A 13,945-nucleotide genomic window follows, 5' to 3' on the forward strand; every position below is an offset into this window, starting at 1 on the left:
GAGGCGGTTTCTAATGGGTGGACGCCGCATGGGACCCAAACAACAAACACGTCCGGACATTCCTCTCGGTCCGGATCAGGCATATGGCGAAAAGGCGCAGGGCTCACACAAAGCCAAGCAGGCCCGTCATTCCCGTCAAAAACAAAAAACATCGCACGATATGTAATCAAAAGCAGCCGGGAGCGGCTGCTTTTTCCATTCTTTGCTGTTCATAGCCTCAACGCTTCAGGGGATTCTATAAAGGAGGAGGTTGAGAACTATGCCGGAACGAATTGTCGCTGTAAAAAAGAACGGTCAGGGAAGCATTGTTGAGATGCAGCTGGCGTCAGGGCGTGTGGTCGATTATAAGCAGGCCCACGAAATGGCGCGCATCGGTGAGTTGGAACACGTGAACCTGATTCGTGGTAAGGATGGGGAAGACCATCTGCGCAGTGAGCCGGATGGCATACAATCCAACAACCTGGACAACCTTCCCTCTTTCTAAGGAAAACCGGGCAGAGCATACAAAGCTCTGTCCGGTTTTTTTGTATGTAAACAGTAAACAAATCAGATGGATGTGATAAAAATGAAATAATATCATATAAATATTTCAAAAGTAGTTGACTTTTTTTAGGGGTGTTGTAAACTTAAAATGAAATATAAAACATAAAATATTACAAAACTTTTTAATGGGGATGATGAAATGGCGATCTTCGCAGAAAAGGTTACAAAAACGTATCAAAGCGGAGAGGTGACGGTTAAGGCGCTGCGTGAGGCGAGTCTGACTGTACCGGACAAAAAGATTGTCACAATTCTAGGGCCTTCCGGATCGGGTAAATCCACACTTTTGAACGTGATCGGGGGCATCGACCGCTATGACGAAGGACAGATTGTAGTGGATGGCCGGACGCTTGATGAATTGAAGGACAAACAGCTGACGGAATATCGAAGAAAAAATATTGGGTTCATTTTCCAACAGTATAACCTTATTCCCACTCTTACTGTTGAGGAAAATGTAGAAGTCGGCCGGGAGTTGAGCAGTAATCCGCTTTCGATGGAGGATACGCTGAGAAAAGTGGGAATGCTTGATAAAAAAGATAAATTCCCCTCTCAATTGAGTGGTGGAGAGCAGCAGCGTGTGGCCATCGCCCGTGCATTAATTAAAAATCCGAACATCCTGTTATGTGATGAGCCTACGGGGGCCCTGGATGAGGATACGGGTAAGAATATTTTGAAGCTGCTGAAATACGTGAACGAAACGTACGGAACGACCGTACTCATCATTACTCATAACCAGGGAATCGGAGAGATGGCCCATCAGGTGATCCGGATGAGCAGCGGGGAAATCGTAGAGACGTTTGAAAACGAGACACTGGTGGACCCTGAGCAGGTGACGTGGTCATGATTTTAAAAAAATCGATGATCCGTACACTGAAAGAGAAGAAATTTCAATATGCCGGTGTCATTCTGCTCTTCCTGCTGGCTGTTACGCTGTATGTCTCTTTGTCGATGGCTGTGACGACGTTGGAAGAGCGGAATGCCAGGTTTACCGAAGATTATAAACAGGAGACCTTCCATTTCGTACCTTCTGAGCCGGTGGACTCCTCCAAGCTGCAGGAGTGGGAGGAGGAGTTTGGTGTCACCCTTGAGGCCAGGTCCTATTATGATGCTGATGTAGACGGTTCAGTGCTCAGGGTCTTTTCACAAACAGAAGAAATCAACCTTCCTTATCTATCCGAGGGTTCGAACCCGACAGATGACAGTGAAATCGCTGTTTCCTCCGTTTTTGCTGAAAAAAATGATCTGCATATCGGTGATGAGGTGGAAATCAGCGGAGAACGGATGGAAGTGACAGGATTTGTTTTTCTTCCTGACTATATTTACATGATTGAACAATTGACGGATTTGATCAGCGATGCGGAGAAATTCGGTATAGCCATAGCCTCAGAGCGTGTCATGGATCAGTGGTCGTCCCTGTCCCAGACAGAAATCACGGGATGGTCCAGTGATGGAGAGGTTCCTGATGGTTTCATGGAGGCTGTCCGTGCGGAGACGACCATTCTGCAATTTGTAGAAGCCGGTGACAACCCCCGGATTCAGTTCGTGGATACAGAAATTGAAGGCGCAAAAAGTATGAACAATACACTCCCGCTCTTCATTCTGGCTCTTGCTGCAGCGATGGTTCTTCTTTTAATGAGACGCCGGATTGATATGCAGCGCAAGGAAATCGGGACGCTGCTGGCGCTTGGCTACCGGAGGAATGAACTGCTTCGGCATTACCTCGGCTATGCGTGGGTCATCGGCCTAAGTGGTACGGTTCTCGGACTGGCAGCGGGTGCCGCCTTATCCGTTCCGTTATCTAATCTATATGCAAACTATTTCAATCTACCTGCCTTATCTATGTTCGATTTTAATCCGATGGTGCTCGTCATTGGTCTGATTATTCCTCTGGTGCTCATGCTCTCATTGACAGCGTGGGGGATTCACAGGGCTTTAAAAGTCGATCCTTTGACACTTCTGCGCCCGAAAGAAGTGACGGTCGGCAGGAAATCGTGGCTGGAGCGTCTTCCGCTATTGAACAAAGGCAGCTTTATTCAACGGTTCCGACTGCGCCTCCTTGTCCGTAACAAAGCGAGGAGTCTCTATATCTTCCTTGGTGTCATGTTTTCAACCGTTTTACTGCTGTTTGGTTTTATTACGTTCAACAGTATGGATCAACTGGTGGAAACGACGTATGAGGACATTATGACCTACGATTATGCGGTTTATTACCAGTCCTTACAAACGGAAGAACCAGCCGATGGTTCTGATCCTTTTACCGTCGGCGAAGTGAATGTAAAAGGTGAGGATGCAAAATTGACGGGGTATGGAATCGAAACAAACACCCCTTATATCCATCTTCTTTCTGACGAGGAAAAACTCAACTCCGAACTTAAGGAAGGTGCTGTTCTGAGTACACCGGCTGCGGCGGTCCTTGGTGTCGGGGCAGGGGAGGACATAACGCTTACCAACTCCTTAAATGACGAGGAAATGACCGTTCAGGTGGCGGGAGTGGCTGATGTGTATATTGGCAGTCAGATCTACCTGCCCCGGGAGGCCTTTAACGAATTTCTCGGCTATCCCGGTGATGCTTACAGTGCCATCTGGCAGGCTGAAGCACCGGAACGGGGGCCGGATGTTTATCAAATTGAAGATAAGCAGAAGGTGATTGACAGTTTTGAAGCGACATCCGGAGCTACACGGTCATCGGTAATCGGAATGTCTGTTTTTGCTGTCGTCATCAGTGTCATCGTCCTTACGCTGTTGACGAATTTGATCGTGGAGGAAAATTCGCCTTCCATCTCCTTGTTCAAGGTCATGGGCTATCACAACAGTGAAGTATCCAAGCTTGTTCTTAGTGTTTATACACCTGTTGTGATGCTCTCTTATTTGATTTCAATACCTCTGGCAGGTTTGGCGCTTGGACAGTTGATGAACTCCCTCGTAGAGCAGACAGGATTCATTCTTCCGACAGATGTATCCTTGTGGATGGCAGCTGCAGGATTTGTCGTCATTATGCTGACCTATGCACTCTCGATTGCTCTTTCCAAACGGAAGTTGAAACAAGTCTCCCTGCAGGAAGCTTTGAAAAAACAACAGGATTAATAGAAAAAAAGACACTCATGAAAAACGGAGTGTCTTTTTTTATTGGCTCTGCTGAAGTTTAATGTTGATATTGTATACCGCACGCGCCATCTTCATCGCTGGATGAAGTTTATCGAATGTATGATAGAGGGTTATTCGCTCCGTAAAGCAGCCAAGTTGATGGGAGACGTTACCCACGTAACCTTGTTCTATTGGAGGCACAAGCTTCTTTCGGCATTAAAACAGATGGAAAGTTCAACATTCCAGGGTATCGTTGAAATGGACGACACCTATTTCCTGTACCTTACCTTGTTTCAGGTGTTAGAGAGTATCCAATATCAGCGGAATGAAGTGACGAGGAATGTGGTTAAAAGGAATTTATTTCTAATCGTTGAAATCCAGGAAACCCTTAGATTATCTACATTACTGTTGTAACCATTGAATCTAGTTGCATATATATCTCGAAACTGAGTCTTTTGCTAAAGGGCAGGTTAGTTGAAGACTCAGTTTCGAGATAATTGGCAGTTTTGAAACTTTATCACAACTCACTCGTATTAGTGTTAGTGTATTTTAGAAATGATTTCGAGAAGGGGAATCAAAGGTGTAAAAGGTTTTATTTAAGGAGGGAGCCAAATGGGTTTTTGGGCGTCCATATTTGTTGGTGTGCTCTCAGTTATTGGCTGGTTGAGTATTTCCTTTTTTCAATCAAAGACGGAAGAATATGATGAAAAACGTTCTAATAAGAAACAGTAAGGTCTTTACAATTATCTTGATATCAAATCTTACTGAAACGGGGGCATTGCTTACAAAGATACTTGCCTTATTACATGCAACAAAGTCACTTGATAAATGGAAATTTTCAAACGACGGAGTAGGATTGTTGATTAAAGGTGGAAATTGTTATGGAGAAATTTAAGATCTTTTTATTATGTGTTATAGCAATTACTTTACTGTATATTGCCTTCATGGTTTCTGATTTGGTGATGTATTCAAATTAAACTAAAGGGTTTGTTAGTTGAAAATATGATTCAATTGTCTCAGAATCAAGTCTTATAGAAACGGGGGACAAAAGTGAAAAAAGCAATTATAGGTTTTCTTGTATTAGGGATTATAGTAAGTTCAATTTATCTTTTTGTTCCTGAAAAAGATAACCTTCAAGACCAAAATTCTATCTCCGATTCTGATATAGAAAAGTTTATCGATGAACGTGGGGTAGAACCCTTGGCTATCGAGAAAAGAAATGGATTGGTTTACATATTAGAAGAGGGCAGTAAGTACACACTCTACAAATCAAAAGAAGAACTCTCCTCTGCATATACAGGGTGGAGCAATAGTACGCCTCAAGCTTTATCGATAGGGATGAGTGGTGGAGATAATGCGCACGTCTACATTATTATCAATGATAAAAAATTAATCAATCAAGGAGATTCAATTGAAGTTACGTTCTCTGATGAATCTAAAGTTACCAAAGATGTGAATGGTGAAACAGGTTTTATCTTTTTCCACGAAAGTAACGAAGCCCCTAGGCTAACCGGTCAATGGTCTGTAAAAATTTTTGATAAAGGTGGGGAAGTGATATACCAAAGAGAACTTAGTTAAAGAAAGGATACAATGCGCTATTTTATTCCATTTCCTTTTGGTGACGGAGCCTCCGTCCTACAAACTTCCAAAAACACCCGATCGAGAAAAGAACAGTTTCTTGGGAAATTAAGTTTAATGCAGAAAAATGAAGAATAGTTGTAGTTTAGAGATCCATGTTATAAAGGAAATCATTATGGTATCTTGAAACTGAGTCTTCAACTATCGGGGGCTATTCTTTAATACCTTAAGGAATACAAAACACCAAGAATAAAGGTATAGTTTCAAATATAAGTAGGAGAAGGGGAATTGCAAAATGAGCAAAAGAACTAAAGATGGTATTATCTCTGCACTTGTTTTTGCATTCGTTTCTATTCTCTCTGTGTACTTCATATACGGGGAAATGAAATGGCCAACCATCATAGGACTAATGATAGGCGGTTTGATTTCCTGGTACTTTATTATTCCTAAAATAAATAAGCTGAGGCGTAGAGACAAATTGTAAAAGCATCTTGGCTTCGAGTCTTAAACATTCGGGGGCAAATCTTGAATGAAATGTGGGGATATTATTTGGAGACAGTTTAGAAAAGGAGGCATTCACTTGCTAAATAGAGAATATTAAGAGTATAACTTTTAGGGAGTGGATAATTGTGTTTACTAAAGTAGGGCAAATTATGTTATATGTTGATAACCAAGACGAAGCAGTGAATTTTTGGACAGAGAAATTAGGGTTTATTGTGACTTCAGAAGAAAATAACGATGAGGGAATGAGATGGATTGAGATTGCTCCCAAAAAGGAGGCTGAAACGACCATTGTTCTTCACAACAAAGAATTTGTTGCTAAAATGTCTCCAGGATTAAATCTTGATACACCTTCTTTAATGTTCTACTCTAAGAATTTTGAAAATCTATATAGTAATTTGCAAAATGAAAAAATATCTGTGGGAGAAATTGTGAATATGCCATCGGGTAGAGTGTTTAATTTTGCGGATAATGAAGATAATTATTTTGCGGTAATGGAAAAAAAGTAATATGAAATCTCCTTTTCCCTAATAAAGCCTAACAATTTTGGGCAATGACTAAAAATCACTTCAGTTTAACACTCAACAAAGTTTGAGAGTAATTATCTCGAATTCAAGTCTTATAAAAACTGGGGCTTTAGTTCAATACGAAGATGTAGAAATCGATGCCCAGACGTTCTGTTTTTTTTACGTCTATTACACGGCTCCGTTTAAAAATACATAAATACCGGGTTCGCGGGAAATCGTTTGTGGGTCTTTCCCATATCTGAGTACTATGGGGAAATATGGTAAAATGATGGAAGAAAAGGAGGGGTTGGATGAAAAAAGAAACACGGATCGCGTTGGCTACGTCCATCATCGTGTTAGTCGGTTTCCCTGTTTTTTTCCTGTTGATGGCAGGGGTGACAGGGAACTGGGGGTACCTATATTGGAGTCTTCCTCCATCAATGCTGGCTGGAGGAATGGGATTGTGGAAGTGTATACGGGAAATCCGGAGAGAACAAATGGAAAATTCGTTAAAGTAACTAGAGCGTTAGTTAAAAATATGCTTCATTTATCTCGAAATCAAGTCTTATAAAAACGGGGGCGATTGCTTAAAAGAGTACTCCCCCTTAATTTCACTTGCATAGTGGTTCTGATGAATATAAATTATAAATTTAAAAAGCGAACAAAGTTTAATCAGGTAGGGGTTTTGTGCAGAAGTTAAACTGGAAACATATGAGTTGGAGTTTGCTTTTATGTATTTTTATACCATATTTCATACCTAGTAATTATTCTAATGAAGGGATAGGCAACCATAATTTTGGATTTCCATTAAAGTATATAACGATACACCAGAAAGAACCTTACAGTGTCTGGCTTTTTGATAACTTATTTAGCGGAAATGATGGAATGGCCATTAATCCTGCGACTTTTCTGTTAAATGTACTTATCCTTTATTTAATAATTAGATTCGCGGTAAATATAGTGAAGAAGAGAAAAGACGTTAATTTAAATGTCCAATAACAAACACTATAGTATTAAATATTGTTTTTGGTGTGATTTTATACTACATAATTTGGGAGTTATCTCAGTTTCAAGTCTTATAAAAACGGGGGCTAATCTTTAATAATGGTTGGTTCCCATTTCTAAATATATAGACGGATATTATTGAATTAGCCGGCCATTTAATGGAATTAGGGGATGGCTCAGTATTATAACACTTGAAATAATTGGAAATATAAGATGGTCATTAATTATATAGATAGAGGGGGGATTATATGCCTAAAATTGATAGTATGTTAGCAATTCTATGGATGCTTCGTTCAGATAAAAAAATTACTGCAAAACAAATTTCAGAAAAGTTAGAGATGAATATAAGGACTGTGTATCGTTATATTGATACAATTTCAACAAGTGGCGTACCTATTATTTCAGAACCAGGACATAACGGTGGATACACTTTATTGAACAATTTTATTGAGGCTCCTCTTTTTTTTGATTTTGAGGAGCAAACTTCGCTATTTCACGCTGCTGTATTTGCAGAAGAAGCCGGATATTATGGTGGTGAGGCACTAAATAGGGCCATTTCAAAACTAAGTAACTACTCAAATAAAGAGCAGGAAACAAAGGTAAACCAACATTTAACGAGTCTTGAAGTGATCAGTCGATCATGTTCATTTTCTATGGAACCTCTTTTGAAGGAGTTGGAGCAGGCCGTAGCTGACGGGTACTCAATAAAAATTGTTTACCATAAAAGTGGAGAAAAACAGTTAGATGAGAGATTGGTCGATCCGTATAGAATGATTTATTGGAATAATAAGTGGTATGTGATTGGATTTTGTCATTTTAGAAATGATATCCGTAGTTTTAGAGTAGATCGCATCGAAAGTCTAATGCTAACCGAAAATAAGTTTAACCGGCCCAAAAATTTTTCAGCACATGACTTTTTTACAAGAAATCTTCTTCCGGCTATAGAAGATAAGGAAAGGGGGATTTCTTTCGTTATTAGTGGGGATAAAAGTGTATTGGATGATATTTGTCAGCATTGGTTTTTAGGACATTATTTACAAGAACGGACTTCCAATCGAGCCGTTTTTCTTCTTGAAAAAGATGTACTCCATACATATGTACCTTATTTACTTTTACCGTACAATCAATCTATTAAAGTGATTGAGCCAATCAGTCTAAAGAAACGACTTGTTGAAGTTCTGTCGGATTTAATAAAATTTCATGAAGTATAATCACTTCCCTGACGCTAACTGTCAGGGAAGTTTTATTATACTGGCTATATCAAATGTGATTGGAGTGTTATTGGATGCAAACAAAAAAAGTTTTTTTATATGTATTTAATACCATGTCAGACTGGGAATATGGATATTTAATTGCTGAACTAAACTCAGGAAGGTATTTCAAAAAAGATTTAGCACCTTTAAAAGTAATGACAGTAGGAGCTAATAAAGAAATAATTACGACGATGGGAGGACTGAGCATAAAACCAGATATGTCCCTTGATGAATTTATATTTGAGCATAAAGATCTTTTAATTTTACCAGGAGGGACTACTTGGAGTGAAGATATTCATCAGCCTATCTTGGAAAAAATCGGCCAGGCTTTAAAGCTTGGCACGATTGTTGCTGCAATATGTGGCTCCATTGAGGCCCTCGCGAATATGGGATACTTAGATACTAGAAAACATACAAGTAATAACTTAGAATATACTAAAATGGTATGTCCTAACTATAATGGAGAAAAGTTCTATGAGTTGGGATCTGCGGTATCTGATGCGAATTTAATTACTGCATCAGGGATAGCTCCTCTGGAATTTGCAATGGAGGTACTGAAAAAATTAGATGTATTTACACCAGATATATTACATTCATGGTATAACCTAAATAAGACTCATAAACCTGAATACTTCTTCCAGTTAATGGATTCAATAAATAGATGAGCTAAATAAAGCAAATTTGCAGATTTATGTTAGTTTAAATAATTACCATGCTTTTTGGAAGTGAGGGGACGGTTCTAGCGCTTCAGATTAAGGCATAAGAACCACCCCTAGCTTTGATTATCTTGAATTCGAGTCTTATAAAAACGGGGGCTTTTCTTTAATAAGTCGCAATTATGGATGAGCAAAAAGTGTGCTATAATTGGAAAGTCTGAAAATTCATCATATTATTTCTAGACAATAATTGTTATAGGAGGCGTTCATTATGTTAAACAAGAAGGCAATAATCGGTAATAAATTTAAGGGGATTACGCCGAATTAACAAAGTTGTTTAGCGTTTTCCCAAATTCTGAAAGGGGAAACATTTGTGAATACAGAAAACGTGAAGCTTGTAGAACTAAATGAAGAGAACTGGTATGAGTGCTGTGAATTAGAGGTATCAACAGAACAAGCAGAATTCATAGAATCAAATGCAATATCAATAGCTCAAACAAAATTTGAGCCTACATTAAAACCTTATGCTATATATTTTGAAGAGAAATTAGTAGGCTTTTTAATGTACAATTCGGTTCAAGAAGAACTTGATGGTTATTGGGTTTACAGAATAATGGTTGATAAAGATTACCAAGGTAAGGGTATAGGCAAAGCAGCAACTAATTTAATGGTTTTAGAAATGGAAAAATTACCAAATGCAACGAAAATTGTTGTTGGTTATCATCCTATGAATGCAGGTGCCCACCAGCTTTATTCCAGCTTAGGGTTTTTAGATAATGGAGATAGGTTTGGTAAAGAAATGGCTGTTATAAAATATATAAACCAGTAATTAATCAAAAAGGACCTAATAATGGTCCTTTTTTTGTAAATGAATACTTAGGATTTTAGATCTCACGCAATAACTGCCGTTAGAAGAAAGTTTCCACTAAAGAGAGATTATCTTGAATTCAAGTCTTAATCAAACGGGGGGCGTTAGTTGAATAATTACTTTTGTATATTGTACTGACGGAGAAGTAATGTCGATAAAAATGATAATTGTTACTCAAAGTAGGTTGTATATTTTGTTGTTGAAGGTAGTAAAACACCTTATTGGTTGTAACTTAGGAGGATAAGGTATGAAGCATATTTTGCAATTTACAATGGGGTATTTGGGGTATTTTCTAGTAGGATTCATGGCTTTAAGGGCTATGTTAATACAAGATGACAAAGTGGGATTTGCTACATCAATCGTTGGATTACTTTTACTTGTGAACTATATAGCATATTTAGAGAAAGACCATGGAACACCTAAACATAGTAGTTACATAAAATTAATTCTAATTGTAGTGTTTATAGCATCAGGGTTTATGTTATTAAACTATTCGAGCGATAGTTGAAGATCAACTTCAGAGTATCTCGGTTTCGAGTCATACATAAACGGGGTCGATTGTTCAATATGGACGGTGGCTTTTTCAATAACGAAGCAGTTTAGTGAGAAAAATGTTAAAGGAGTGAATTAGCGGTGAATGTACTGAGAAAGGTGAATTACATCCTAGCTACCATCGGGTTTGCTCTGGGGTTCTTTCATTTATTTGTTAATAATGTTCAAATACCATCAGATATATTTATCTCTTTTTTGTTAATTTTCTTTTTACTAACGGGAATTGAACAAATTAAGGATAAGCAACAAAGAAGAGGATATTTTAATATTTTTGTAGCTATTATTTTTTCCTTCTTAGTGTTAAAAGACTTGGTTCGCTTCTAGAGTATTAATACATGTACAGGATCGGTATAAAAGTCCAAAGACGTAAGTTAGAGAGGGAGGAATATTTTGGGTTATAAATTAAGTAGGGCTATTGGATTGTTATGTTTAGTTTATTTCTTCATAGTTTTATTCTTTGAAGTAAATATCCAGGGCTGGATTACTGCATTGGTTGGACTGTTATCATGGTCATTGTATTTTTTTGTTACATACATAGATAAAAGCAGAACAAAAAACCATCAGTAACATCTATTATATTAATAGTTATAAGAGGAAGGAGGGTCCTGATGAAAGCAATTAGAATTGTAGCAGCCATTATAGTAATTTCCTTAATAGTTCTTAGTGTTATAACTGATAACAAACAAATCTTATACTATACTCAGTTTTTTATTGGGGCCATGCTTTTAAATTACAGTATTTCAGAGTTCCAAAATAAACGGAAAGCTCGTGCAGTGTATTTATTGTTTCTAGCTGGAATTATTGTTTTAATTGGGGCATTATCTCTCTCAACTTGATTAGGATAGCCATCTGTCCGGTTCGAGTAATGCGAGAAGGTAGTAAATTACACAAAATATCTCGAAATCAAGTCTTACAGAAACGGGGGCGTTTTCGTAATATCATCTTCAATTTTTTCTAATAGAGAGGACTGGGGCTTCAATGCAAAAATTAAACGTAGGTGATAAGGTGGGGATTTTCACTCCATCATCACCAGCAACGGTTACAGCAAGAAAACGATATGAACGGGCAAAATCATTCCTGGAAAGCAAAGGTTTAATTATAGTCGAAGGAAATTTGACAGGAAAGGCTGAAGTTTATCGCTCGGGTTCACCAAAAGCGCGTGCAAATGAATTAAATGAGTTATTGCGAGATCCAGAAATAAAAATGGTGATGTCCACGATTGGCGGAACCAATTCTAACAGCCTTTTACCATATATAGACTACAAAGCGTTAATAAGGAATCCGAAGATCGTGGTAGGTTATTCAGATGCAACGGCTATCATTCTTGCTCTTTATCATAAAACAAATATAACTACATATTATGGTCCCGCCCTCATTCCTTCATTTGGTGAATTTGAACCATTAATTAATGATACTTATCAATACTTTGTAAACTACTTTATGGCTGAAAGTAGTCTTCCTTATGAAGTTCCAATGCCTAGATATTGGTCGGATGAACCTGTTAATTGGTTAGACAAAACTAAAGAAAAAACTCTATATCGAAATGAGTGGATAACAAGAAACACCGGTGTTGCGGAAGGCAGATTAGTAGGTGGGAATGTAAATGCAATGTATGGTTTTATTGGTACAGAGTATTTCCCTCCTATAAAAGACGGAGATGTCTTACTGGTAGAGGATTGTGGTAAAAACGCGGCGATAGTGGAAAAGAATTTTGCTATGTTAAAAATGCACGGAATCTTTGAAAAGGTCTCAGGGATAATTTTAGGAAAACACGAAGGATATGATGATCTAGGAACTGGTAAGAAACCTATAGATGTTCTTATGGAACAATTAGACGATAATGAAATTCCTATTTTAGGTGAATTTGATACATGCCATACTCACCCCATGCATCCTTTAGCTATAGGAAAGAAAGTGAGATTTGATACAAAGACAAAATCCGTCCATTGTATTGAGGAGTGGATCTAGATTATCTCGATATCGAGTCTTCAACTAACGGGGGCTATTCTATAAGGGAGAATTGCCTCCTTATTTTGGATTGGGTATGATACTTGAAGATTTAGGTTCGCGATAATAATATTTGAAACTTTAATAATTCTGAATCGTATGTGAAATATGAGACCTTTCGCATGTATATGCTGTAGACTACACTTTTAACATGCAAACAACAACATTTTCATAGAAGGGAAGATAGTATGAAAAAATTATTACTAATAATAACATTAGCATTGATTTTAGGGGGGTGTAGTTCGACTAATGGATTACACAAATTCAATAATGATGAACTGAGCAAAAAAACGGAAGATTTGGCTTTCAACCCTCAACTTCCGACAGAACTTCCATTTGAAGTAGAACAAGCTGAATTTAGTCATCCCCCTAAAGTGCAGCAGCCATATAAAACTTTAACATTTGATTTCTATGGAGAAAGTAAGGAGCACCTTAGTTTATTAACTATAAACGGTGGTGACGTTTCTTCTACTTCTCAAGAAGAATATCAAGATGTACAAGTAGGGGATAAATCTGGAGAATATTTTGTCGATAGTTCAGGAAATAAGACTTTGAGATGGGCAGAAGGAAAGATTCATTATGTTTTAAAATATTTTAATGAACAGTCGGAAACTAAAGTTGAAAAGAATGATTTAATTGAGGCAGCAGAGTCTTTTCAATAAAATCAAGAAGAAAGTTATTTTACCTTGACATACAAAATATATCCTGAAATTAATTTTTGAAGAATTGGGGGCGATTATTCAATGATGGATGATCGCTTTTTACTAATGGAGCAGTTTACTTGAACAAGATGGTGTGAATTTCTGTGTAATTAGAAAGCGGTGTTCATCGTGTTAATTAGAAGGTTTGACATAACAGATACAAAACAAATTATAAACTTATTCAGGGAAACTATTCTTACAGTTAATCTTGGAGACTACTCTGAAAAACAAGTTGAAGCTTGGGGAAGCAGTATAATTAATGAAGAAGTTTGGGAAAAACGTCTTGAAGAAAGCTTTACTTATGTTGCTGTTATTGACAAGCAAATTGTAGGATTTGGGAATTTAAATAAAATAGGGGAAGTTGATTTACTTTATATTCACAAAGATTACCAAAGACAAGGGATTGCCTCTAAACTATTAACTCAAATCGAAAAGAGTGCTAAATCGATTTGTATTACAGAGGTGTTTACTGAAGCAAGTATAACTGCAAAACCATTTTTCGAGTTACAAGGTTATCAATTATTAAAAAAACAAACCAAGAATTTGAAGGGTACTGACTTTGTCAACTTCGTAATGAAGAAAAATTTAAAATAAATTGTCTGGGTCTTCTTTAACTAAATGAGTTATCGCTTTTTAGTTAATCTTCAGGAATATTTAGATAATACAATCACTAAACGCACATAAGTGTTATATT

At 37.6% G+C, this 13,945-nt stretch carries 15 protein-coding genes and 1 pseudogene; all 16 read left to right on the forward strand.

Going from position 1 to position 13,945, the window contains the following annotated elements; genetic code table 11:
• The first annotated feature begins 13 nt into the window (after positions 1–13).
• Positions 14–166 (forward strand): small acid-soluble spore protein P, encoded by a 153-nt coding sequence (locus ACXADP_RS08635; RefSeq protein ID WP_027955473.1) that lies wholly within the window; start codon positions 14–16, stop codon positions 164–166.
• A 93-nt stretch (positions 167–259) separates the two neighbouring features.
• Positions 260–484: a DUF3892 domain-containing protein gene (locus ACXADP_RS08640; RefSeq protein ID WP_474968934.1), complete on the forward strand. Its 225-nt coding sequence runs from the start codon at positions 260–262 to the stop codon at positions 482–484.
• A 198-nt stretch (positions 485–682) separates the two neighbouring features.
• The gene (locus ACXADP_RS08645) at positions 683–1,384 is read left to right on the forward strand and encodes an ABC transporter ATP-binding protein (protein ID WP_474968933.1); all 702 of its coding nucleotides are present in this window, start codon (positions 683–685) and stop codon (positions 1,382–1,384) included.
• Entirely contained in the window at positions 1,381–3,624 is a 2,244-nt protein-coding gene (locus ACXADP_RS08650; protein WP_474971253.1) for an ABC transporter permease, read from the forward strand. The genes ACXADP_RS08645 and ACXADP_RS08650 overlap by 4 nt, the downstream gene beginning before the upstream one ends.
• Before the next feature lie 72 nt (positions 3,625–3,696).
• A pseudogene (locus ACXADP_RS08655) lies at positions 3,697–3,906 on the forward strand (IS1595 family transposase); the annotation flags it as partial.
• A 768-nt stretch (positions 3,907–4,674) separates the two neighbouring features.
• A complete protein-coding gene (locus ACXADP_RS08660; protein WP_474971254.1) occupies positions 4,675–5,202 on the forward strand; it encodes a hypothetical protein in 528 nt (175 codons plus the stop codon).
• Positions 5,203–5,831: 629 nt separating this feature from the next.
• Positions 5,832–6,212: a VOC family protein gene (locus tag ACXADP_RS08665; RefSeq protein WP_474971255.1), complete on the forward strand. Its 381-nt coding sequence runs from the start codon at positions 5,832–5,834 to the stop codon at positions 6,210–6,212.
• A gap of 308 nt (positions 6,213–6,520) precedes the next feature.
• Positions 6,521–6,727: a hypothetical protein gene (locus ACXADP_RS08670; protein ID WP_474971256.1), complete on the forward strand. Its 207-nt coding sequence runs from the start codon at positions 6,521–6,523 to the stop codon at positions 6,725–6,727.
• A gap of 735 nt (positions 6,728–7,462) precedes the next feature.
• On the forward strand, positions 7,463–8,425 hold the full coding sequence (locus ACXADP_RS08675; protein WP_474971257.1) for a helix-turn-helix transcriptional regulator: 963 nt from the start codon (positions 7,463–7,465) through the stop codon (positions 8,423–8,425).
• 74 nt (positions 8,426–8,499) lie between these two features.
• Complete coding sequence (locus ACXADP_RS08680) at positions 8,500–9,132, forward strand: type 1 glutamine amidotransferase family protein (protein ID WP_474971258.1); 633 nt, start codon at positions 8,500–8,502, stop codon at positions 9,130–9,132.
• 364 nt (positions 9,133–9,496) lie between these two features.
• On the forward strand, positions 9,497–9,952 hold the full coding sequence (locus tag ACXADP_RS08685) for a GNAT family N-acetyltransferase (protein WP_474971259.1): 456 nt from the start codon (positions 9,497–9,499) through the stop codon (positions 9,950–9,952).
• A gap of 286 nt (positions 9,953–10,238) precedes the next feature.
• Positions 10,239–10,499 (forward strand): hypothetical protein, encoded by a 261-nt coding sequence (locus tag ACXADP_RS08690; RefSeq protein WP_474971260.1) that lies wholly within the window; start codon positions 10,239–10,241, stop codon positions 10,497–10,499.
• Between the two features lie 652 nt (positions 10,500–11,151).
• Positions 11,152–11,379 (forward strand): DUF3953 domain-containing protein, encoded by a 228-nt coding sequence (locus ACXADP_RS08695; RefSeq protein WP_474971261.1) that lies wholly within the window; start codon positions 11,152–11,154, stop codon positions 11,377–11,379.
• 142 nt (positions 11,380–11,521) lie between these two features.
• Positions 11,522–12,511: a S66 family peptidase gene (locus tag ACXADP_RS08700; RefSeq protein ID WP_474971262.1), complete on the forward strand. Its 990-nt coding sequence runs from the start codon at positions 11,522–11,524 to the stop codon at positions 12,509–12,511.
• 227 nt (positions 12,512–12,738) lie between these two features.
• A complete protein-coding gene (locus ACXADP_RS08705; RefSeq protein WP_474971263.1) occupies positions 12,739–13,212 on the forward strand; it encodes a hypothetical protein in 474 nt (157 codons plus the stop codon).
• A gap of 168 nt (positions 13,213–13,380) precedes the next feature.
• Entirely contained in the window at positions 13,381–13,845 is a 465-nt protein-coding gene (locus ACXADP_RS08710; RefSeq protein WP_474971264.1) for a GNAT family N-acetyltransferase, read from the forward strand.
• Positions 13,846–13,945 lie beyond the last annotated feature (100 nt).

Source organism: Halobacillus sp. AWH4_228, assembly GCF_056158365.1.

Bases quoted from the DNA above. Each gene is read 5' to 3' on its own strand.
- ACXADP_RS08635 (WP_027955473.1), top strand. From the start codon at position 14: ATGGGTGGACGCCGCATGGGACCCAAACAACAAACACGTCCGGACATT.
- ACXADP_RS08640 (WP_474968934.1), top strand. From the start codon at position 260: ATGCCGGAACGAATTGTCGCTGTAAAAAAGAACGGTCAGGGAAGCATT.
- ACXADP_RS08645 (WP_474968933.1), top strand. From the start codon at position 683: ATGGCGATCTTCGCAGAAAAGGTTACAAAAACGTATCAAAGCGGAGAG.
- ACXADP_RS08650 (WP_474971253.1), top strand. From the start codon at position 1,381: ATGATTTTAAAAAAATCGATGATCCGTACACTGAAAGAGAAGAAATTT.
- ACXADP_RS08670 (WP_474971256.1), top strand. From the start codon at position 6,521: ATGAAAAAAGAAACACGGATCGCGTTGGCTACGTCCATCATCGTGTTA.
- ACXADP_RS08675 (WP_474971257.1), top strand. From the start codon at position 7,463: ATGCCTAAAATTGATAGTATGTTAGCAATTCTATGGATGCTTCGTTCA.
- ACXADP_RS08680 (WP_474971258.1), top strand. From the start codon at position 8,500: ATGCAAACAAAAAAAGTTTTTTTATATGTATTTAATACCATGTCAGAC.
- ACXADP_RS08690 (WP_474971260.1), top strand. From the start codon at position 10,239: ATGAAGCATATTTTGCAATTTACAATGGGGTATTTGGGGTATTTTCTA.
- ACXADP_RS08695 (WP_474971261.1), top strand. From the start codon at position 11,152: ATGAAAGCAATTAGAATTGTAGCAGCCATTATAGTAATTTCCTTAATA.
- ACXADP_RS08700 (WP_474971262.1), top strand. From the start codon at position 11,522: ATGCAAAAATTAAACGTAGGTGATAAGGTGGGGATTTTCACTCCATCA.
- ACXADP_RS08705 (WP_474971263.1), top strand. From the start codon at position 12,739: ATGAAAAAATTATTACTAATAATAACATTAGCATTGATTTTAGGGGGG.